Below are 19,304 nucleotides of genomic sequence, written 5' to 3'. Positions count from 1 at the left end.
GGACATCTGGCGATGGCGACTCCCGCCACGACACGGGAGGTCCGTGAGCTCGGAGCCATCCCACCTCACATCAAGAAGGTGGTCGGCTGGGAGGCGATTGCCTGGCACACGGCGGAGTGGTGGCGCTTTCAGTGGGCGATCACCGAGCTCGTGGAGGTCACCTCCGCGTGGTTGCCACAAGACGCCTGGCGGGACTGGCTGTTGTGGGCCCGGGCAGCAGCCGAGCACACGCCCGACGGCCGGAGCGCGAACCAGCCCGTCATCGACATGCTCACCACAGACGGCGGAGAATTCCTCTCCTTCGCTCTGATAACTGCACGTAAGAACTGAGCAGACTTCACGCCGTCGGCAGTTCTGTCTCTCCGATCGTGATCGGAGAGACAGAACCTAGAGCCTCACTGTCGTTGCCGGCCTTTCGGAGCGCGCCGGCGCTCCAGCAGGTCTCGCACAGCTGCGTCATCCGTTGCTGCTCGCGGCAGATGACAGCCGGCCAGAATGCCTTCAACCAGGTGCCCGCGTCCGCTGAAGGCCTCGGGCCGATGGCTCGCAGGCTGCGTACCGTGCGATCGCTGACGCATCCCCAGGGGCCGTGCTCATCGGTGAAGGCCGTGGCGGTCGCATTGCAGCGGGGCCGGGCGAGATCGGCCGTCAGCAGTTGCTGGTCACAGCGGTCGGGCTCGACGTGGCCGCCGTCGGCCCGGCAGGTAGGACCGGCGGGTAGGCACGTACCGGTCCAGGTGGCGATGCGGTGTCGGAAGAGGTCCAGTACCTGGACGTGGCCCTCCTGCACACCGCTTGCGGCATCAGCCAATACGGACAAGTCGGGCCCTGGTGGCCAGAGGATCCCCAGTCAGTTCCGCCAACAGATCCGTGCAGATCCATGCCGTTTTGTGAGGTACCCGAGTGCGAACCCCCTTCCCCGAAGGAGGTACATTGCCTAGCGACCACCGCGGGAGCTCGGGAGTAGCCGGGCTGAGAGGGCGGACGGGACTTGCTCCCCTTTCCGCCGACCGCATGAACCTGGACCGGGTAATGCCGGCGTAGGAAGAGTGTTGACGATGGATACTGCCTCCGTACCTGCCCAGCACGGCACTGCCGTCTCCCGTGATGCCGTGGCGGATGTGATCGCGTCGCTGCGGACCTCCGCACCCCTTGTGCACTGCCTGACCAACGTCGTGGTGTCGCAGTTCACCGCGAACGTGCTGCTCGCGGCGGGGGCTGCCCCCGCCATGGTGCACAGCGCGGAGGAGGCCGGAGCGCTGGCCCGGGTGGCCGGCGGTGTCCTGGTCAACCTGGGAACGGTGACGTCCGTGACGGCGGCGGCGATGCGCGTCGCGGTCACCGAAGCGGCCGGGGCCGGGCGGCCGTGGGTGCTCGACCCCGTAGCGGTCGGCCCGCTGCCCTGGCGCACCGAACTCGCCCGCGAACTGCTGGAGAGCGCAACCCCAGCGGTCGTTCGCGGCAATGCTTCCGAGATCCTGGCACTGGACGGCGGCACGGGCGGACGCGGCGTGGACAGCACGGACGCCCCCGAGGCGGCGCTGGCCGCGGCGGGCGCGCTGGCCCGGCGCTACGGCTGTGCGGTCGCGGTGAGCGGACCGGAGGACGTTCTCACGGACGGGACGCGCGTGGTGCGCCTGGCCAACGGGCACCCGCTGCTGACTCTGGTGACGGGAACGGGCTGCTCACTCGGCGCCCTGGTGGCCGCCTGCACAGCCGTCACCGGCGACGCGCTGCTGGCCGCCACTGCCGCGACCGGCCTGCTCACGGTGGCCGCGGAGGACGCCGCCACCCGCTCTGCGGGGCCCGGCACGTTCGCCGTCGCCCTGATCGACGCGCTGTACGAGCTCAGCCCTGAGCGGCTCACCGAGGCTCTCCACCTGCGTTGAGCATGCGCGTACTGCGCGTACTGCGCGTACTGCGGGGCCTGCGTGAGCAGTGGCCTGGACGCCACCCGCCGCACAGTGCCCGCCCACCCCGGGGCGGCGGCCCCGACACCGAGTCCGGCTGCCCTGTCCCCCAACTCGCCCCGGTGCACAACTCAAGGTCCCTGCATGTCAGGGCCTGCCGTCCCCCGTACCTCCCGATGCGTTTCCCACGCCTTTCCCCGGCCGGGAGACCCCAAGGAGCAACCCATGCGACCTCCTCTTGATCCGTCCCTGTATCTCGTGACCGACACCAGACTCTGCGGGCACCGCGGTGTCGCCGCTACCGTTGCGGCGGCCGTCAAGGGCGGCGTCACCGCCGTGCAGTTGCGCGATCCGGACGCGGACGCCCGCACGCTGTTCTCGCTCGGCCGTGCGATCCAGGCCGAACTCGCGGGCACGGGCGTCCCCTTGATCGTCAACGATCGCCTGGACGTGGCGGTCTGGTTGGACGCGGACGGCGTCCACCTCGGGCAGCGGGACGTCTCCCCCGAGAGCGCCCGGCGCCAGCTCGGTCCCGATAAGTACATCGGCCTGTCCGTCAGTCGTCTTGAGCAGCTGGCGCACGTGCCGGACTCCGTCGACCACCTCGGTGTCGGGCCGGTGTTCCCGCAGTCCACCAAGCCGGACGCGGACGCCCCGCTGGGTCTGGGCGGCCTGGCTCAGATCGTCCGGGAGAGCCCGCTGCCCTGCGTGGCCATCGGCGGGATCGGCGTGTCCGAGGCCGCCGCGGTCATGAGAAGCGGCGTGGCCGGGATCGCTGTCGTCAGTGCGGTCTGCGGGCAGCCCGACCCCGAGGCGGCAGCCCAGTCCCTCGTGCGTACTCTGCGACAGGAGATCCCCGCGTGACCAGCCCGCCCATCGCCCTGACCATCGCCGCCAGCGACCCCTCCGGCGGCGCCGGGATTCAAGCCGACTTGAAGGCGTTCTCCGCCAACGGCGCCTACGGAACAGCCGTTCTGACCGCCCTGACCGCCCAGAACACTCAAGGCGTCACCGGCATCCATGCCATCCCCCCGGCGTTCGTCACCGAGCAGCTCGACACGCTGTTCGCCGACGTCCCGGTGGACGCCGTCAAGATCGGAATGCTGGCCGACGCCGGCATCGCCGCAGCCGTCGCACAAGCCCTGGAGCGGCACCGCCCCCGGTACGTCGTCCTGGACCCCGTCATGGTCTCGACCAGCGGCCACCGTCTCCTGGAGGCCGATGCGGTGGCGGTGCTGCGCGATCGTCTGCTGCCTCTCGCCGACCTGATCACCCCCAACCTCCCCGAGGCCGGCGACCTGCTGGGCACCGCCGCGGCGAAGAACCGCGCAGAAGCCATAGAGCAGGCCCACGCACTCCTGAAAACCGGCGCCAGGCGCGTCCTCCTCAAGGGCGGCCACCACACACACGACGCAGCGTCCGTGGACATCCTCGTCGACGCCACGCACGCCACGGGCGCCGGTGCCGCTGGCGTCACCGAGCTGTCCGCACCTCGCGTCAACACGCGCAACACCCATGGCACCGGCTGCACCCTCTCCGCCGCGATCGCCGCCCTGCGCCCGCAGCACGACGACTGGCACACAGCCGTCAGTGCCGCGAAGGCGTACCTGACCGGGGCCCTGCGCGCGGCCGACACCCTGCACATCGGCAGCGGCCACGGACCTGTCCACCACTTCCACCAGTACTGGAGCTGAGCCCCATGACCACAACGTTCTGCGACGAGCTGTGGACGGCCACCGCCGAGATACGTGCGGCCATCGACAAGCTGCCGTTCGTCATCGCCCTCGGCGACGGCACCCTGGACCGGGAGAAGTTCGTCTCCTACCTGGCCCAGGACGCCCACTACCTGCGCGGCTACGCCCGCGCGCTGGCCAGCGCCGCCGCGAAGGCGGACCTGCCGCAGGACATCGCGTTCTTCGCGAAGTCCGCCCACGACGCCGTGATCGTCGAGAGCTCCCTGCACGAGAGCAACGTCGTCGACGTCGACGCCTGGACGCCCTCCCCCACCTGCACCGGGTACACCTCCTACCTGCTCTCGGTTGCTCACACCCAGGGCTACCCGGAGCTGGCCGCCGCGGTCCTGCCCTGCTTCTGGATCTACGCCGAGGTGGGCCGGGCGCTCCTCGAGTCGGCCGGCGACCTCGCCACCCACCCCTACGGCGACTGGATCGGCACGTACGCCGACGAGGAGTTCGAAGCCGCCACCGAACACGCCCGACAGATCGTCAACCGGCTTGCGGACCAGGCCGACCCGGCCACCCGCGCACGGATGCGTACGGTCTTCACCACCGCGTCCACCTGGGAGTGGATGTTCTGGGACGCCGCCTGGCGCATGGAGACCTGGCCCGTGGGCGCCGCTCCTGCCCAGGTTTCGGAGCCCGCGAAGTGACGACCACCACCGAACCCGCCACCCCCAGACCGGCCCCGGCGAACGAGGCGCCGCTCACCCTCGACCAGCCCACACCCAAGGTCCTCAGCGGCCTGGACCAAGGCACCTTCTGGGCCAACCTGGGCGTCAGCCTGCTCGGCTTCAGCGGCATGCTGGTCGTCCTCGACCCCCTGGGCACCGGCGCTCCGACCCTGTCGTTCGCCGCGGCCGTCACCGCGTCCGTCGTCGGCACCCTGATCGGCACCGCCGCCCTGGGCCTCGCCGCCATCACCGGAGCCCGCACCGGCGCGCCCTCGATGGTCCTGCTGCGCGGCCTGTTCGGCGCGAAGGCGTCCTACCTGCCCACCGTCCTCAACGTGCTGCAGATGGTCGGCTGGGCCGTCTTCGAGCTGGTGGTCATCTCCACCGGCCTGAAGATCCTGGCCCGCCAGGCCTTCGGCGACCCGGGACCCGGCTGGCTGTACGTACTGCTCGCGGGCGCGGTGACGACAGCGCTCACGCTGCGCCCGCTCGGCGCCCTGCGCATCATCCGCCGCTACGTCACCATCGCCGTCGTCCTGGCCATCTGCTACCTGGGCTGGGACCTGGCCGGGCGCGGCATTCCGTTGGAGGGCGGCTCCTGGAAGGACTTCTGGTTCGCCGCCGACAGCGTGATCGCCGTGTCGATCTCCTGGCTGCCGTTGGTCGCCGACTACGCGCGCCACTCCCGCAGCGAGAAGGAGGCATTCGGCGGCCTGGTCATCGGCCAGACCCTCGCGGGCGTCGCGGGCTCGGTCCTCGGCGTGGCCGCCCTCGCCATGATCGCGTTCGACACCACCGACCCGTACAAGGTCTTCGACCCGTTCACCGCCACCAGCGTCGGCGTGATCTGCTTCGGTGTCCTGGTCCTGCGCGAGGTCGACCAGTCCTTCGCCAACGTCTACTCCACCGCCGTCTCCGTCCAGAACCTGCTGCCCCGGGCCGACCGCCGCATCCTGTGCCTGATCAGCGGCACCCTGGCCACGGTCCTGGCCCTTCTGGTGAACATGGACAGCTACGCCAGCTTCCTCTACCTGATCGGCGCGGTCTTCATCCCGATGTTCGCCGTCCTCGTCGTGGACTACTTCGTCCTCGGCGGCCACCGCACCTGGGACGTCTCCGAACAGGCCCCCACCCGCTGGGTCATGCTGCTGCCCTGGGCACTGGGCTTCGCCACCTACCAACTGATCGCGCCGACGAACATCGCCGGCTGGTCCGACTTCTGGGCCTGGCTGCAGGACGCCGTGGGCTTCACCGTCCAGCCGTGGATGAGCGCCTCCCTGCTCTCCTTCGCGGTAGCCGCCCTCACCACCCTCGCCGTGGGCCTAAGGGGGCGGCACGTGGCAGCGTCGGCCGAGCGGCACCCCGGGGAGTAACTCGTAGCACCACGGGTGCTACCTGGGCCAGCGACGCCTCGGAGCACGCCGCCGCATGCACGGCCGCCCCACCCGATGCCATCCGGCAACCGGGGGGGCGATCGTCTTGATGTGTCAACTGTCGAGGAGCGTGCCGTGGGCGATCGGCGAGTACACCTGTACGAGCATGTTGCGGTCCTGGCAGCAGGCCAGCCTGGAACCCGCTCGCCGCTGCTATGGTCACCGATTTCGCAGCCGTGCCGGAAAAGCACCGCAACTACGTCCGCATTCCTTTCACCGACCCTGCCATGCGGAATCTCTATGCCGGTTGGAAAACCGTCGCCCGCACGGCGGTCGCACAACTGCGCATGGAGGCAGCCAAATATCCTGACGATCCACGGCTGACCGCACTGGTGGGTGAACTGTGCGTCCAGGACACGGACTTCCGCACGTGGTGGGCCCGCGCGCCAGGTTGCCACCCTCAGCGTCGGATCCAAGACCCTTCTGCATGCCGTCGCCGGAGAGCTGTCGCTGGACTGGGACACCCCCACCGCCAGCACCGACCCCGACCAGCAACTCGCCGTATGGACCGCAGAATTCGGATCGCCCACCCGCGACGGCCTGCGCATCCTCGCGTCCTCGCGTCCTGGGCCGCCGACCACGCCCGACCCTCGACCGCCACGTAGGCGAGCCCACGGCAGGGCGCGGCCGTCCTACGAGGAGGTTCCCGGTGGCGTCGATCCGCGAGCCGGACTGTGCATGGGGCGGGGAGCGGTCATGTCGAGCAGCAGCAGGGCGTCGTGGTCGGGGCTGCCGGGTTCGGCGGTGTAGACGCCGATGCGTTGCCCCGGAGTGCCCTCGATGTGGAGGGACTGCGAGGTCAGGGTGAGGGCACCGACCTGTGGGTGCTGGAACGTCTTGTGGGCGGGTTTGCGTCCTGTCACCTCGTAGCGCTCCCACAGGCCCGCGAAGTCCGGGCTCTTGAGCAGGAGTTCACCGACGAGGTTGGTCAGATCCGGCGCATCGGGTGCGGTGCCAGCGGTGGCACGCAGGCGGGCGACGCAGGCGGTGATCTGGCGGTCCCAGTCGGGAAAGAGATCACGGGCCGCGGGGTGGAGGAAGAGGTAGCGGGCGAGGTTGCGGTGCTTGGCGGGCCAGTCTTCGAGTCCCGCGTACAGGGCGAGCCCGCCGGGATTCCACGCGAGCATGTCCATGCTACGACTGATCACGTACGCGGGGTTCGGGCGCAGGGACTCCACCAGCAGCTTGAGGTGGGGTCGCACGGTGCGGCTGGGTGCGGGCGGCGGTTCGGCGACGTAGCGGGCGGCGCGGGCGGCGAGCTCGCGCAGGTGCTGGTGCTCCTGGTCGTCCATGTGCAGGGCGCGGGCGAGCGCGTCGAGGACGGCGGGGCTGGGGCGGGTCTCCTTGCCGCGTTCCAGGCGAACGTAGTAGTCGATGCTGATGCCGGCCAGGGTGGCCAGCTCCTCGCGTCGTAGTCCCGGGGTGCGGCGGGTGCCGGCGCCGGGTGTGAGGCCGACGCGTTCGGGGCTGGTCTGGGTGCGGCGGGCGCGCAGGTAGCGGCCCAGCTCGGCGCCCTCGCTGTGTGCGCTCGTCGATGCCATGCCCCCAGTCTCACCCGCCCTACGTCTGCCGCGCAGCGCCGAGGGGGGCCCTGTCATTACCCCCGAAGAGCCCGCCCTGCCACACGCGCGCAATCCGGGCGAAGGTGAAGGAGCAATACACCCCGGCCCCCGGCCCCTGGGCCGGGCAGGCGCGCCCTGCCCGACCGGGCGAAGGTAAAGGGGGCTGGACATCTGCGATGTGGAAGAAGGGCGAGATGCGGTACATCAAGCTCCGTGACCTGGAGGTTTCCCAGATCGGCCTGGGCGCTATGGGCATGTCCCACGGCTACACCGGCTCCGGCACCGACGATGCGGAGTCGATCCGGACGGTGCACCGGGCGCTGGAGCTGGGCGTCACCCTGATCGACACCGCCGAGATCTACGGCCCCTACACGAACGAGAACCTGCTCGGCCGGGCTCTGAAGGGCCGCCGGGACACGGTGGTCCTCGCGACGAAGTTCGGCCTGGTCTCGCACGGCGGCGACGGCCCGTGGAACCTGGACTCCAGCCCGGCGAACATCCGCACGGCCGTCGAGGGCTCGCTGAAACGGCTCGGCACCGATCACATCGACCTGTACTACCAGCACCGCGTCGACCCGAACACGCCGATCGAGGAGACCGCGGGCGCCGTCGGCGAACTGATCGCCGAGGGCAAGGTGCGCGCCTTCGGGCTCTCGGAGGCCGGCCCGGACACGATCCGCCGCGCCCACGCCGTCCAGCCGGTCACCGCCGTGCAGTCGGAGTACTCCCTGTTCACGCGCGGGATCGAGGAGCGGGTGCTGCCGCTGCTGCGGGAGCTGAACATCGGCCTGGTGCCATTTTCCCCGCTCGGACGGGGGATGCTGACCGGCACGGTGCGCTCCACCGACCAGTTCGACGAGAACGACTTCCGCCGCGGCAACCCGCGCTTCACCGGCGAGAACTTCCAGCGCAACCTGGCCCTGACCGATCAAGTCAAGGCCCTGGCCGACGAGATCGGCGCGACGCCGGGACAGGTGGCCTTGGCCTGGCTGCTCGCCCAGGGCGACGACATCGCCCCGATCCCCGGCACCAAGCGCGTGTCCCGGGTGGAGGAGAACGCCGCCGCCGACGCCGTCAGCCTCACCCCGCAGCAGATCCAGACGCTGACCGCCCTCCCGCCGGCCTCCGGCGCCACCCACACCGAGGCCCAGGCCCGGATGCTGGAGCGCTGACCCCCGCACCCGCCGGGGCGCCGCGCTCCGCATCCCCGCACCCCCCCGTTTGGAGTACTACCGTCATGCGTGCAGCCATGATGTACGGAGCCGGAGACGTCCGCGTCGAAGACCGGCCCGACCCGAAGATCGACCAGCCCACCGACGCGGTCGTCCGCGTCGTCGCCTCCTGCGTATGCGGCAGCGACCTGTGGCCCTACGCCTCCATGCCCGCCTCCGACACCGGCCGCCCCATGGGGCACGAGTTCCTCGGCATCGTCGAGGACACCGGCGCAGAGGTGACCGGGCTGACGGCAGGCGACCTGGTCGTCGCCCCGTTCACCTACAGCGACAACACCTGCGACTACTGCGCCAAGGGCCTGCACATCTCCTGCCGCCACGGCGGCCGGTACGGCTTCGACGGCGTGGACGGCGGCCAGGGCGAAGCCGTCCGCGTCCCACAGGCCGCCGGCACCCTGGTCAAGCTCCCGGTGGGCGCGGACTCCGCGCTGCTGCCGTCCCTGCTGGCCCTGTCCGACGTCATGACCACCGGCCACCACGGCGCCCTCACCGCCGGCGTCACGCGCGGCGACACCGTCCTCGTCGTCGGCGACGGCGCGGTCGGCCTCTGCGCGGTCATCGCCGCCAAGCGGCTCGGGGCCGAGCGGATCGTCCTCGCCGGACGCCACCAGGCGCGCACCGACCTCGGCCGCGACTTCGGGGCCACCGACGTGGTCGCCGAGCGCGGCGAGGAGGGCATCGCCCGCATCAAGGACGTGACCGGCGGCGGCGTGAACAAGGTGATCGAGGCCGTCGGCACCCGCCAGACCCTCCACACCGCGCTCGGAGCGGTCCTCGACGGCGGCACCGTCAGCCGCCTCGGCGTGCCTCAGTACGAGCAGGGGCCGATCGGACCGGCCCTCTTCATGCGCAACATCACCCTCACCGGTGGCGCCAGCCCCGCCCGCGCCTACATCGAGCAGCTCCTGCCCGACGTCCTCGACGGGACCATCGCCCCCGGCCGCGTCTTCGACCGGACCTTCTCCCTCGACCGGACCCCGGACGCCTACCGAGCCATGGCCGACCGCCAGGTCCTCAAGGCCCTCATCCGCCCCTGACCACGACCGGCCCCCCCTCACCGGCCTCCGCACAGCAAAGGACACCCCTGATGAAGACCGTCACCCTGAACAACGGTGTCGTCATGCCGCTGCTCGGCTTCGGCGTCTACCAGATCCCCGCCGAGGACACCGAGCGCACCGTCTCCGACGCGCTCGCCGCCGGCTACCGGCTGCTGGACACCGCCGCGGCCTACGGCAACGAAGAGGCCGTAGGCCGCGCCATCGCCTCCAGCGGCATCCCGCGCGAGGACCTCTTCGTCACCACCAAGCTGTGGGTCCAGGACGCCCCGGCCCAGGACAACACCCGCCGCGCCTTCGAGACCTCGCTGACAAAGCTGGGCCTGGATCACCTCGACCTGTACCTGATGCACCAGCCCTTCGGCGACGTCTACGGCCAGTGGCGTGCCATGGAGGCCCTCAACCGCGAGGGTCTGACCCGCGCGATCGGCGTCGCCAACTTCTACCCCGACCGGCTGATCGACCTGATCGTCAACAACGACATCACCCCGCAGGTCAACCAGATCGAGACCCACCCGTTCTTCCAGCGCGCCGACTTCCACACTCTGATGCGCGAGCACGGTGTGCAGCACCAGTCCTGGGGCGGCTTCGCCGAGGGCAAGAACGACCTGTTCACCAACCCTCTCCTCGCGGGCATCGGCAAGGAGCACGGCAAGTCCGTCGCGCAGGTCGTCCTGCGCTGGCTCACCCAGCGCGACGTCATCACCATCCCCAAGTCCGTACGGGCCGAGCGCATGGCGGAGAACTTCGACGTCTTCGACTTCAACCTGACCGACGAGCAGATGGCCGAGATCGCCACCCTCGACACCGGCAACTCCCTGTTCTTCGACCACCACGACCCCGAGATCGTCACCTGGCTCGCCAAGCGCCGCCTCGACGCCTGATCCGAAGTTCCACGGCTGCAGCGGGCGGCAGGCCGTCCGCCTGCCGCCCTGTCAATTGCTCGAACCTCGTCTTTGGGACCCACCTGTGACCCGAACCGTCCGCCTGCCGGCGCGGCGCGAAGTCTTGCGGGCCGCGCTGCTGACCGGAGCTGCCGCCATGACCACCCCCGCACTCGCCGCCTGCGCAGGCGACCCCGACCGGCAGAACTCCGGCCAAACCTCGACCTCCGCGACATCCGAACCCACGAGTACGCCTCGCGGCCGGATCCTGCTCGCCTACTTCTCCCGCCCCGGTGAGAACTATTACTACGGCGACCGCACCTACCTCGAGACCGGCAACACCGAAGTCGTGGCCCGAAAGATCCACGACCTGATCGGCTGCGACCTCTACCAGATCGAGCCCGCTGACCCCTACCCCGGCGACTACGACGCGACCGTCAACCGCAATGTCCGCGAACAGGACACCAACGCCCGTCCCGCCATCAAGGGCCGCCTGCCTCGCCTGGAGGGGTACGGAACCATTCTGCTCGCCAGCCCGATCTGGAACATCCGCGCGCCCATGATCATGACCACCCTCGCCGATGGGCTGGACTTCCGCGACAAGACCGTCCACCCCGTCACCACTTACGCCATGAGCGGCTTGGGCACCACCGAACGCGACTACGCAGCCGTCTGTCGCGGAGCCACCATGGGCGCCGGCCTCGCTGTCCAGGGCGAGAAAGCCAACGACGCCGGGCCCACGATCAAGGCGTGGCTCCAGCGCACGGGCCTGCTCCAGGGATAGTCACACGGTGACACGCCTGGGGATCTTGCGCAGCCAGCGGGCGAACTCATGGGCCTCCTCCGTGTGCCCCTTCAGCTCGCCCCAGCGGCCGCCCCATGCACTCCCCCGTCCTGCTTGTCCCGGAACAAAGCCGGTAGTCCCCGATCTTCGAGCCCCCACCTGCGGCGACCGAGTCCGACTAGAAGGGACAAGACACCCCTGGTTGACCGTGGTCCTCCAGCACATCAGCCAATCTCAGGAGGCCACCATGTCCACGCGAACTCGCCTCATCAGCCCCGCCGTTCATGGCCCTACGTCACGGCTGCAGCCATCGCTCTGCCCCTCCAGCAGGGCTGGGACGCAGAAGACGTCATCGCCCTGGTCGGCTGCCTGCTCGTCCTGATCGCCCTGGTCACCTCAACCGGAAACGGCCAGTAGCCCTTCGCGGGCCCGGAGCCACACACACGGGGTGATTGAGGAGAGGCTTCCGAGAAAGGGGGCGCCGCTCTGGGGGGCCAGGCAGATCGGCTCGGAGAGTTGTATCCGGCCTGGCTGGGCGCGCTGCTGAGGATGGGCGGCCCAGTGTGTTCCTCGATGGCAGCGCGCAGTTCACGGTCGGCAAGCAAGCGGTCGCAGGCTGGGCGAGGCGCCCGCGGCATGGCCGGGCGGTCAATCGTGCCGAGCATCTCCGCGAACAGGGCCCGTCGATCCGGCGCCGGCTCCCAGCAGTGAGGGAAGTGCTGCGCTCGCTCGTGCGCTCGGGCGGGGCGGCCCTTGCTGCCGGGCAGGCACCGCCGTGAGGGCAACGAGCCGACCTCGACCCTGGTCAGGAGGGCTCGGTGAGAACCCACAACTCCCAGACTCCGGCGGCCCGGCACTCGTAGGCGCGTACGCCGTTCTCCAAGTACCACCGGCCGCGCTCATGACAGCGGCTCTCCTCGGCCGCAGGAAAGTCCGCCACGTGGTGCCAGCCTGGCCCGGCTGCCGGCGTGGACCGCACGGACGCGGACTGTACGGGCGCGGAGGCCGCGGCAGTTACACCGTGGCTCGCCACCAGCAGCGACGCGGCCGCAGCCGCGAGGAAAACGCGCTTCATGGTTCGCATGGAACGCATCCTTCCGCAGCTGGCAGGCCCACATCGATGGAGACCGCCCCGCCTTCCCCCGATTGGCCTAAAGGCTGATACGCGCAGCCTGACTAGGGGACATGACGCGGTTCTTGAGGGTGCGGCAGTCTGCGCGCCCGCCCATCGCCCCCATTGGCTCATCGCGTTCTCAGCTTGCGGATTCCGGCCCGGTCTTTCGCGGTGTTTCGTATCTTCCTGCTGCAGCCTGACCCGGCGAGCAGGGCGAGTACCTCCGGCGATGTCGAATGCTCGGCGAGGACGCGCTCCATCCACCGCCTCACCGGCGCCTCCCTCAGGCGGCCCGTGCCTGCGGGTGGCGCGCACCGAGGAGGCTCGCGGAGCGTTGTGCCGTCACGGCGAGCACGTCCGTATAGCGCTCCGCGGCCGCCCGGTCGCCCTGCTTCTGCGCGTGCTCACGCTGCGCCACGGCCATGATCGTGAGGGCCTCCAGGGCTCGGGGATGGTCGTTCCCCCAGCGGTCGATCTGTCGCCCGCAGACATCCACCAACTCCCGTACGAGGGAGCTTTGGTATTCGATGCGCAACAGCGTGTAGGCCGATCGCATGCGGACGTCGAGCCAGGTCACTGAGTCCTCTGCCTGGGGTACGAGTCGCGCGGCCCGCTCAGCGTGGACCCTGGCATGAGACGGCTGGTGGTAGTGGATCTCCAGCTCGCCGAGTCGGGCGAGGGCGTATGCCTCCTCTGACGGACTGACGGCGGCGTTCACGGCGGCACGCAGAGCCATGAAGGCCACTGCGCCGCTTCCGCTCTCGGCGAGGACGGTGCCGATCCGGCTGTACACCGCGCACTGGTAGGCCGGTGGCACGCTTCCGTTCTCCCCCCACATCCGGGCCGCGTCCACGGCCAGTGCATATGACCGACTGGCCGCCGGCCCCAGCTCACGCAGCAAGGCGAGGAAATAGGACATGGCCCGTGCGTCGGCCGGAGTCATCAGCAACTGCGGATCCTCGGCAAGAAGGTCAGCCTGGTCGGCCAGGCTCTGCCCTGCGCCCGGAAGACCCGCGACAGCCCTTTCGCCGGCATCGATCCTGCGCCGCCACTCCTCCATGCCGCTGTCAGTCATCGCTCTCGCCTCCCAGGGCACGTTCACCGAACCCCCGCAGCAGGTGACGGCGCTGTTCCCGGGCCTCGTCCGGCAGGATGAGGCCCTCGTCCTCCCACTGCCGCAGCGATCGCAGTACGGCCGCGACATCCTCCGACCCGGTTCGCACGGTGGGTTCCGGGCCCGCCTCGCATGTCTCCCGGCCACCGCCTCGCAGGGACTCGGTGCTGAAGTGCGGGAACAGTTCCATGGCATGCCGCACGGATGCGCCGACGAGTACTTCGGCGCCGCGGGACGGGTCCTCGCGGCCCGCGGCCTGCTCCATGAGGATGCCGATCACGGCCGGTTCGGTGTCCACAGGGCTGCCCGAGTATCCCGAATAGTCGCCCATCAACTGCTCCACGCTGAGCTGCATCCCGGTGAACTCTCCGCCCTCCACGCTGCGGTAGGTGATCGGGGCGTGCGAGACGCGGCCGCTGAGCTGGGTCTGCTCATCCGGCGGGCAGTACGTTCCCCGCCATCTCGTGTTCGGGCGCGGCCAGTCGACAGGGGCGGCCAGGGGCAGGTCGTACTGGTGCGCGTCCTCGATGTGGATGAGGGCGAGATCCTGAGCCTTCACGGAGTCGCACAGGCGGCCGGTCAGTGTGCGTCCGTCGGCCAGTTCGAGGTCGAGGCGGCCGTATTGCACGCGGACCGCGCGCAGGCAGTGCATGGCCGTGAGGACGTAGACGCGGGTCAGGAGGAGACCGGCGCCCAGAGATCTGCCGTCCTCGCTGATCCGCACCCAGTAATGAGCGCCGGTCATGGCCCTTCTTTGGTCCGCTCCACCGTGAGCGTCACCTCGAACGAGGCCTCCGCCGACGCCTTCGAGAGGATCACTCCTGCCTCGGCGGCCAGGGTGATCCCGAAGGTGACTTCCATGCCGGTGACGGACCAGCCGTGACGTGCGGGCGCTTGGGCGAGGGCGTCCTGCGCGATGGTCGAGGCCTGCTGGATGGCGTCCTGCAACTCCTGCGACCGGCCGGCCAACGACGCGGACTGCCGCGTCCTGCTGCCGATCTGCCGGGCACCGTTCCCATTGAGCTCTACCGTCTCAACTCGCACATCTGATACGGCACTTGCTGCTTGTTGCGTCACTCCCCCAGGGTAGCCGCGCAGAGGTAGAAATGGGGCCCGGGAAGCCGAAGCGGCGCATGCTGCCGCCGATCCGAACATGGGCATGTAAAAGCCCCGACCGCCTCGCAGCGGCAGCCGCAGAGCGAAGCCCCGGAGGCTCGGCCCGCCTGCCCCCGTGCCGGATAGACAGAACCGCTCCCTGCGGGACCTCGCGGCTCTCCCTGCACCTGCACTTCGGCACGCTGTCCGCTGTCGAGGGACGGGGGTCCGCCGCGTTCGTGCGACACCTGGCCTGGCATGACTTCTATCAGCAGGTCCTGGCTGCCCGCCCGGACGCGTCTGGCAGCGGCTATCGCCCCCAACACGACTCCTGGCGCGGCATGGAGGAGGCACGAGACGACATCGAGGCCTGGAAGGAGGGGCGGACCGGGTATCCGGTGATCGATGCCGCGATTCCGCGATGCGCCAGCTGCGTCACGAGGGCTGGATGCACGATCGCGGCCGCCTGCTCACCGCGAGGACCACCAAGCCCTGCACCTCGGGCGGCGCCTACTTGAACCGGATGAGCGATCTCTGCCAAGGCTGCGCCTACCGCCCCACCCAGCGCACCGGCGAGCGCGCCTGCCCCTTCACAGCCGGCTACTGGTCGTTCGTGTACCGCAACCAGCGTCGCCTTGCCGCCCACCCACGCACCGTGCGGGCGGTGAGCGGAATGGAACGACTGGGCGATCTCGACCAAGCGCTGCGGGAAGAAACTGCCCGCCACGACCAAATACCGTGACCGGAGTTCGCTGTCCCGGTGGCGGTCAGACCTCCGTCGGCCCGTCAGGGGCCATCTGGCTGTGACGGCGAATTAGGGCCCTGCGATATCGGCTTGACCTGGACCCGTTGGGCGACCGTCCCTTCGCAGCCGGGCCTCGCTGGTGGGCCTCGCTGATGGGCCGTCAAGGCCTTCGCAGCCACAGGAACGTGCGCGTCTTCGACGACAATTCGCCGTCATTCAGCGATGTTGTCTATGCCGGGCCCAGGTCCAGCCGCCATCGTGGGGCCGTGTATCGGCGTCACAGTCCGCCACCTGCATCGGCCGCCGTTCGTCCTAGCCGGCCACATTCCAGCCGTCTAGGCGCCATCAGCGCGATGACCGGCCGCACGGCCGTGCCGTCCTGCAGCAGTACCTGTGCGGCAGGACAGCGCGCGACCGTCCGAACAGCCTGCCGGTGCGCCCATCAGTCTCCTGGAGCCGTGTTCTCCAGGGCCGGCGGCTCTCGGTTCGACAGTTGCGCTGGTGCTGCTGATCGCCGGGCATCCTCCTCATGGGCTGCCTGTTCAGGGTGGCGCCGACGCCAGAAGGGGTTGTCGTGGGACAGCTTGCTGGAGACGCGGCCGTACATGCCGAAGGTGAGGATCAGCAGACCCGCCGCGAAGCTGAACAGCACGTTGGTCATGCCGAAGTCGAGGAAGTTGGCCGGTCGGTCCAGGGTGAAGAGGTGGTAGAAGCCGCTGAGCAGGAAGAGCGTGCCCACGGACATGTTCAGAGCGGAGGCGAAGGTGCCGCCGATGACCCCGCCCAGGATGAGCGCGGTTCCCACGGTCAGGGAGATCACGCTCAGCGCCACATTGGTGGACAGGCCGGCCACGTCGCCGTTGGTGCTCAGGGGGGTCAGTGCGTCGGCCAGGCCCAGGCAGCCGAAGGTAATGAGTACGAGGCCGCAGAGCGCCGCGCCATAGCGGTAGACGACTGCGAGATGGTGATCGACGGGCAGTTCGTCCTGCAGTTTCATGCCAGCTTCCTTTCCGCGGGCCGTCCGGCGGGCGGCTCAAGTTCCATCGCCGTACGTCACGCACGCATCGGCTGACAGCGGCTTGGTTGGATATGGCACGATCTATTCCGGTCCGACGGTTTCAGCGGATGCACTTCGACCGCATCCACTGGTCCGCGGTTGGAGGGGGACCGCCGCGCATCCGTGCTCGGGGGTTGGCTCCCATGGGGCTGGCCGCTGTGGCGTGCACGGAAAGTCGGCCATCCAGAGGCCGCCGTCGCGCCGAGACGGAGCCTCGCCTGCATCGTTGCCTTCGGTGTCCTGCTCGACCCCCTGGTCGTGCGCTCCTTCCTGGTCCCGGCGCTGGTGCGGGAGATGGGTGCGGCCGCCTGGTGGCCCGGTGCCATCAGCCGCGGGACGCAGGCTGTGCTCGGCGCGCCGACCACGCGCACGCGCACGCGCACCGCGGAGTTTGGCCTGCGCGGACGGGATGCAAGCAGCCCGTGCCACGCGGAGAAGGGTCCTTTGCGGCGGAGGCCGCAGGGCATCCGATCTACGCGGGCACTTGCAGGGTGTCGCGCAGGCGGATGAGTCCGTCGCGCAGGCGTGTCTTGACGGTGCCCAGCGGCAGCGAGAGCCGTTCGGCGATCTGTCGGGACGTCATGCCCTGGTAGTAGGCCAGCACCAGGCACTGCCGCTGCGCCTCGGTCAGGGTGAGCAGGCACCGGCGCAGCTGCTCGTGTTCCATCCGGGTCTCGACCTCTTCGCTGACCGCGTCGAACACGGGCGTGTGCGCCAGCTGCGCGGTGCGTTTCTCACGTGCGCTGCAGGCCGCCGTGGAGCGGACCCGGTCCACCGCACGCCGGTGTGCCAGGGTCAGGACCCAGTTCATGACCGTTCCGCGGTCCGTGCGATAGCGCGGGGCGGTATGCCAGAGCTCCACGAGTACTTCCTGGGTGACTTCCTGGGACTGAGCAGGGTCGCGCAGCACGGTGTGGGCCGCTCGCAGGACCGGAGCGGCCACGATGTCGTACAAGGAGGAGAAGGCGTCCTCATCTCCATGAGCCACTCGCTGCATGAGCTCGGGAAGATTCGCCGCCGATTCCGGCCGCTTGGCGGCCGTCACAACATGGTTCACGTTCGTCCTCCGAGGTTTCGTCCCCCGAGGTTTCGTCCTCCGAGGTGCGGCGGCAGTGCGGACACGGCGTGTGCGCCCGGCTGTTGGCGCCACTGCGTCGTTCAGCACGGGACCGAGGCGGGTTGGAGCGCGGTCGTCGGCGCTGCCCCTCTTCAATGACTTCCGGCCGCCCCGGCCGGCGGATGCAACGACAAGGCGGGTGCACGTTCAAGGCTCCTGTAGTGGCCTCGGATGGGGGGTGTGCGCGCTAGCGCCGCGCCCTTGGCCTGAGACGGGGACGTCGAGCGCGACGGGGGCCGGATTTGCTCTGGTGTGCGCTCAGGCCTTTGGCGGCGGCCTGGGTGATGTTGCGGGCCATGCCGCCGAAAACGCTGGCGTGGAACGGGGCGACGGACCACCAGTAGGCGTGACCCAGCAGACCGCGTGGATGGAACAGGGCGCGCTGCCGGTAGCAGGTGCGGCCCTCGTCGTCGGTCTCGGCATACATCTCCAGCCAGGCAAGCCCCGGCAGCCGCATCTCCGCCCTCAGCCGCAGCAGCCGTCCGGGCTCGATTTCCTCCACGCGCCAGAAGTCCAGCGAGTCGCCCACCCGCAGGCGTTCGGCGTCGCGTCGTCCGCGGCGCAGGCCTACGCCGCCCACGAACCGGTCCAGCCAGCCCCGCACCGCCCAGGCGAGCGGGAGGGAGTACCAGCCGTTGTCGCCGCCGATGCCCTCGATCACCTTCCACAGCGCCTGAGGGGACACGTCGACCGACAGGCGCCGCTCGTCCGTGTAGAGGCTGCCGCCGGCCCAGTCGGGATCGGTGGGCAGCGGATCGCTCGGCGCCCCGGGAACGGAGGCGGACGACCAGCGGGTGACCACCTGTGCCTCGCGCACCCTGCGCAGGGCCAGGGCGAGCGCCTGGTCGAACGGCATCGGCCGACCCGCGAGGTCGGGCACGTACTGGGCGATGTCGTGCTCGTGGCAGATGACCTCGTGGCGCAGCGACTCCGTGAGCGGCCGGGCGATGGAGGCGGGTACCGGTGTGACCAGACCGACCCAGTGGCTGGAGAGCCGGGGTGTGAGGACCGGCACCGGCACGATCAGCCGCCGCGGCAGCCCGGCGACGCTCGCGTATGCGCGCATCATCTCCCGGTAGGTGAGAACGTCCGGGCCGCCGACGTCGAAGGCCCGGTCGACCTCGTCGGGCATGGTGGCCGATCCGACGAGATAGCGCAGGACGTCGCGCACCCCGATGGGCTGCGTGCGCGTGTGCACCCAGCTGGGGGTGACCATGACCGGTAGCCGCTCGGTCAGGTAACGCAGCATCTCGAAGGAAGCCGATCCCGAACCGATGACGACCGCGGCCCTCAGCACGGTGGCCGGAACGGGGTGGTCCAGGAAGATCTGTCCTACCTCGGCGCGCGAGCGCAGGTGAGGCGACAGCTTGGATTCGGGGATGCTCCGCGGCGTAAGACCACCCAGGTACACGATGCGCCGCACACCGGCCGTGTGCGCCTGCTCGGCGAAGATCTGGGCCGCGCGGCGGTCGGTGTCCTCGAAACCGGAGCCGGAGCCCAGCGCGTGCACCAGGTAGTAGGCGACGTCGATCCCGCGCATGGCCTGCGCGACCGAAGCGGCGTCCGTGACATCGCCCGGGGCCACTTCGGCATCCCTCGCCCAGGGATGGTCGCGGAGCTTGGCGGGGGAACGGGCCAGGCACCGCACCTGATGGCCGGCCTCCAAGAGTTCTGGCACCAGGCGTCCGCCGACGTAGCCGGATGCCCCGGCGACCAGGCAGTGCAGCCGATGTACGTCCCGCTGTCCGTCCGTGTCCACGATCGTTCCTCCGCGCGCTTGCTTCGGTACCTA

General features: G+C 69.9%; 19 protein-coding genes, 2 pseudogenes and 1 riboswitch. Of the genes and pseudogenes, 12 read left to right on the top strand and 9 right to left on the bottom strand.

What is annotated here, in order from left to right:
• Nucleotides 1-12 precede the first annotated feature (12 nt).
• On the top strand, nucleotides 13-330 hold the full coding sequence (locus tag ACIGXX_RS17295; protein ID WP_351167794.1) for a hypothetical protein: 318 nt from the start codon (nucleotides 13-15) through the stop codon (nucleotides 328-330).
• 7 nt (nucleotides 331-337) lie between these two features.
• Here ACIGXX_RS17295 and ACIGXX_RS17290 read toward each other — a convergent pair whose 3' ends face one another.
• Entirely contained in the window at nucleotides 338-820 is a 483-nt protein-coding gene (locus ACIGXX_RS17290; protein ID WP_351167796.1) for a hypothetical protein, read from the bottom strand.
• 119 nt (nucleotides 821-939) lie between these two features.
• A riboswitch (TPP riboswitch) is annotated at nucleotides 940-1,065 on the top strand.
• On the opposite strand from ACIGXX_RS17290, the gene thiM reads away from it, so the two are divergent.
• From thiM to ACIGXX_RS17260, 6 genes and pseudogenes are all read left to right on the top strand, one after another.
• Entirely contained in the window at nucleotides 1,059-1,889 is an 831-nt protein-coding gene (gene thiM / locus ACIGXX_RS17285) for a hydroxyethylthiazole kinase (protein WP_351167798.1), read from the top strand. (Overlaps the previous riboswitch by 7 nt.)
• Nucleotides 1,890-2,135: 246 nt before the next feature.
• Entirely contained in the window at nucleotides 2,136-2,774 is a 639-nt protein-coding gene (gene thiE, locus ACIGXX_RS17280; protein ID WP_351167800.1) for a thiamine phosphate synthase, read from the top strand.
• Entirely contained in the window at nucleotides 2,771-3,604 is an 834-nt protein-coding gene (thiD, locus tag ACIGXX_RS17275; RefSeq protein ID WP_399976395.1) for a bifunctional hydroxymethylpyrimidine kinase/phosphomethylpyrimidine kinase, read from the top strand. The genes thiE and thiD overlap by 4 nt, the downstream gene beginning before the upstream one ends.
• A gap of 5 nt (nucleotides 3,605-3,609) precedes the next feature.
• Nucleotides 3,610-4,299 (top strand): TenA family protein, encoded by a 690-nt coding sequence (locus ACIGXX_RS17270; RefSeq protein WP_351167804.1) that lies wholly within the window; start codon nucleotides 3,610-3,612, stop codon nucleotides 4,297-4,299.
• A complete protein-coding gene (locus ACIGXX_RS17265; protein ID WP_399976391.1) occupies nucleotides 4,296-5,693 on the top strand; it encodes a purine-cytosine permease family protein in 1,398 nt (465 codons plus the stop codon). The genes ACIGXX_RS17270 and ACIGXX_RS17265 overlap by 4 nt, the downstream gene beginning before the upstream one ends.
• 191 nt (nucleotides 5,694-5,884) lie before the next feature.
• A pseudogene (locus ACIGXX_RS17260) lies at nucleotides 5,885-6,311 on the top strand (transcriptional regulator); the annotation flags it as partial.
• 74 nt (nucleotides 6,312-6,385) lie between these two features.
• Here the strand turns inward: ACIGXX_RS17260 and ACIGXX_RS17255 are convergent.
• On the bottom strand, nucleotides 6,386-7,294 hold the full coding sequence (locus tag ACIGXX_RS17255) for a helix-turn-helix transcriptional regulator (RefSeq protein WP_351167808.1): 909 nt from the start codon (nucleotides 7,292-7,294) through the stop codon (nucleotides 6,386-6,388).
• A gap of 215 nt (nucleotides 7,295-7,509) precedes the next feature.
• On the opposite strand from ACIGXX_RS17255, the gene ACIGXX_RS17250 reads away from it, so the two are divergent.
• The 4 genes from ACIGXX_RS17250 (at nucleotide 7,510) to ACIGXX_RS17235 (ending at nucleotide 11,270) form a co-directional block, all read left to right on the top strand.
• Complete coding sequence (locus tag ACIGXX_RS17250) at nucleotides 7,510-8,487, top strand: aldo/keto reductase (RefSeq protein WP_361472577.1); 978 nt, start codon at nucleotides 7,510-7,512, stop codon at nucleotides 8,485-8,487.
• A 65-nt stretch (nucleotides 8,488-8,552) separates the two neighbouring features.
• Nucleotides 8,553-9,584, top strand: a complete 1,032-nt coding sequence (locus ACIGXX_RS17245; RefSeq protein ID WP_351167812.1) for a zinc-binding dehydrogenase — start codon at nucleotides 8,553-8,555, stop codon at nucleotides 9,582-9,584.
• 50 nt (nucleotides 9,585-9,634) lie between these two features.
• On the top strand, nucleotides 9,635-10,486 hold the full coding sequence (locus ACIGXX_RS17240) for an aldo/keto reductase (RefSeq protein ID WP_399976385.1): 852 nt from the start codon (nucleotides 9,635-9,637) through the stop codon (nucleotides 10,484-10,486).
• Between the two features lie 157 nt (nucleotides 10,487-10,643).
• Nucleotides 10,644-11,270 (top strand): flavodoxin, encoded by a 627-nt coding sequence (locus ACIGXX_RS17235; protein WP_399976382.1) that lies wholly within the window; start codon nucleotides 10,644-10,646, stop codon nucleotides 11,268-11,270.
• A gap of 805 nt (nucleotides 11,271-12,075) precedes the next feature.
• Here the strand turns inward: ACIGXX_RS17235 and ACIGXX_RS17230 are convergent.
• From ACIGXX_RS17230 to ACIGXX_RS17215, 4 genes are all read right to left on the bottom strand, one after another.
• Entirely contained in the window at nucleotides 12,076-12,354 is a 279-nt protein-coding gene (locus ACIGXX_RS17230) for a hypothetical protein (protein WP_361472589.1), read from the bottom strand.
• Nucleotides 12,355-12,667: 313 nt separating this feature from the next.
• Nucleotides 12,668-13,459, bottom strand: a complete 792-nt coding sequence (locus ACIGXX_RS17225; RefSeq protein WP_399976379.1) for a hypothetical protein — start codon at nucleotides 13,457-13,459, stop codon at nucleotides 12,668-12,670.
• A complete protein-coding gene (locus ACIGXX_RS17220) occupies nucleotides 13,452-14,243 on the bottom strand; it encodes a hypothetical protein (protein WP_399976376.1) in 792 nt (263 codons plus the stop codon). Before ACIGXX_RS17220 ends, ACIGXX_RS17225 begins: the two co-directional genes overlap by 8 nt.
• A complete protein-coding gene (locus ACIGXX_RS17215; protein WP_361472596.1) occupies nucleotides 14,240-14,575 on the bottom strand; it encodes a CU044_2847 family protein in 336 nt (111 codons plus the stop codon). Before ACIGXX_RS17215 ends, ACIGXX_RS17220 begins: the two co-directional genes overlap by 4 nt.
• 164 nt (nucleotides 14,576-14,739) lie before the next feature.
• On the opposite strand from ACIGXX_RS17215, the pseudogene ACIGXX_RS17210 reads away from it, so the two are divergent.
• Nucleotides 14,740-15,335 (top strand): annotated as a pseudogene (locus tag ACIGXX_RS17210) (FAD-binding domain-containing protein); the annotation flags it as partial.
• 445 nt (nucleotides 15,336-15,780) lie between these two features.
• Here the strand turns inward: ACIGXX_RS17210 and ACIGXX_RS17205 are convergent.
• The 3 genes from ACIGXX_RS17205 to ACIGXX_RS17195 all read right to left on the bottom strand — a co-directional run bounded on the left by ACIGXX_RS17205 (nucleotide 15,781) and on the right by ACIGXX_RS17195 (nucleotide 19,271).
• Nucleotides 15,781-16,335, bottom strand: coding sequence for a DUF4383 domain-containing protein (locus ACIGXX_RS17205; RefSeq protein WP_351167832.1), 555 nt, complete (start codon nucleotides 16,333-16,335; stop codon nucleotides 15,781-15,783).
• A gap of 532 nt (nucleotides 16,336-16,867) precedes the next feature.
• Nucleotides 16,868-17,440 carry an ECF RNA polymerase sigma factor SigK gene (gene sigK, locus ACIGXX_RS17200; RefSeq protein WP_399976898.1) on the bottom strand — a complete coding sequence of 191 codons (573 nt, stop codon included), beginning with the start codon at nucleotides 17,438-17,440 and terminating at the stop codon, nucleotides 16,868-16,870.
• A 259-nt stretch (nucleotides 17,441-17,699) separates the two neighbouring features.
• Nucleotides 17,700-19,271: an SDR family oxidoreductase gene (locus ACIGXX_RS17195; protein WP_366463748.1), complete on the bottom strand. Its 1,572-nt coding sequence runs from the start codon at nucleotides 19,269-19,271 to the stop codon at nucleotides 17,700-17,702.
• Between the last annotated feature and the right edge of the window lie 33 nt (nucleotides 19,272-19,304).

The organism is Streptomyces sp. NPDC055243 (assembly GCF_044544025.1).
Classification (GTDB): domain Bacteria; phylum Actinomycetota; class Actinomycetes; order Streptomycetales; family Streptomycetaceae; genus Streptomyces.
The sequence above is the reverse complement of the archived record's forward strand: the minus strand, read 5'-3'. Positions and strand labels throughout refer to the sequence as shown.

What these genes read in the sequence shown, in the direction of transcription:
- ACIGXX_RS17295 (WP_351167794.1), top strand. Translation starts at nt 13, where the DNA reads ATGGCGACTCCCGCCACGACACGGGAGGTCCGTGAGCTCGGAGCCATC.
- thiM (WP_351167798.1), top strand. Translation starts at nt 1,059, where the DNA reads ATGGATACTGCCTCCGTACCTGCCCAGCACGGCACTGCCGTCTCCCGT.
- thiE (WP_351167800.1), top strand. Translation starts at nt 2,136, where the DNA reads ATGCGACCTCCTCTTGATCCGTCCCTGTATCTCGTGACCGACACCAGA.
- ACIGXX_RS17270 (WP_351167804.1), top strand. Translation starts at nt 3,610, where the DNA reads ATGACCACAACGTTCTGCGACGAGCTGTGGACGGCCACCGCCGAGATA.
- ACIGXX_RS17255 (WP_351167808.1), bottom strand. Translation starts at nt 7,294, where the DNA reads ATGGCATCGACGAGCGCACACAGCGAGGGCGCCGAGCTGGGCCGCTAC.
- ACIGXX_RS17250 (WP_361472577.1), top strand. Translation starts at nt 7,510, where the DNA reads ATGCGGTACATCAAGCTCCGTGACCTGGAGGTTTCCCAGATCGGCCTG.
- ACIGXX_RS17245 (WP_351167812.1), top strand. Translation starts at nt 8,553, where the DNA reads ATGCGTGCAGCCATGATGTACGGAGCCGGAGACGTCCGCGTCGAAGAC.
- ACIGXX_RS17240 (WP_399976385.1), top strand. Translation starts at nt 9,635, where the DNA reads ATGAAGACCGTCACCCTGAACAACGGTGTCGTCATGCCGCTGCTCGGC.
- ACIGXX_RS17235 (WP_399976382.1), top strand. Translation starts at nt 10,644, where the DNA reads ATGACCACCCCCGCACTCGCCGCCTGCGCAGGCGACCCCGACCGGCAG.
- ACIGXX_RS17230 (WP_361472589.1), bottom strand. Translation starts at nt 12,354, where the DNA reads ATGCGAACCATGAAGCGCGTTTTCCTCGCGGCTGCGGCCGCGTCGCTG.
- ACIGXX_RS17225 (WP_399976379.1), bottom strand. Translation starts at nt 13,459, where the DNA reads ATGACTGACAGCGGCATGGAGGAGTGGCGGCGCAGGATCGATGCCGGC.
- ACIGXX_RS17220 (WP_399976376.1), bottom strand. Translation starts at nt 14,243, where the DNA reads ATGACCGGCGCTCATTACTGGGTGCGGATCAGCGAGGACGGCAGATCT.
- ACIGXX_RS17205 (WP_351167832.1), bottom strand. Translation starts at nt 16,335, where the DNA reads ATGAAACTGCAGGACGAACTGCCCGTCGATCACCATCTCGCAGTCGTC.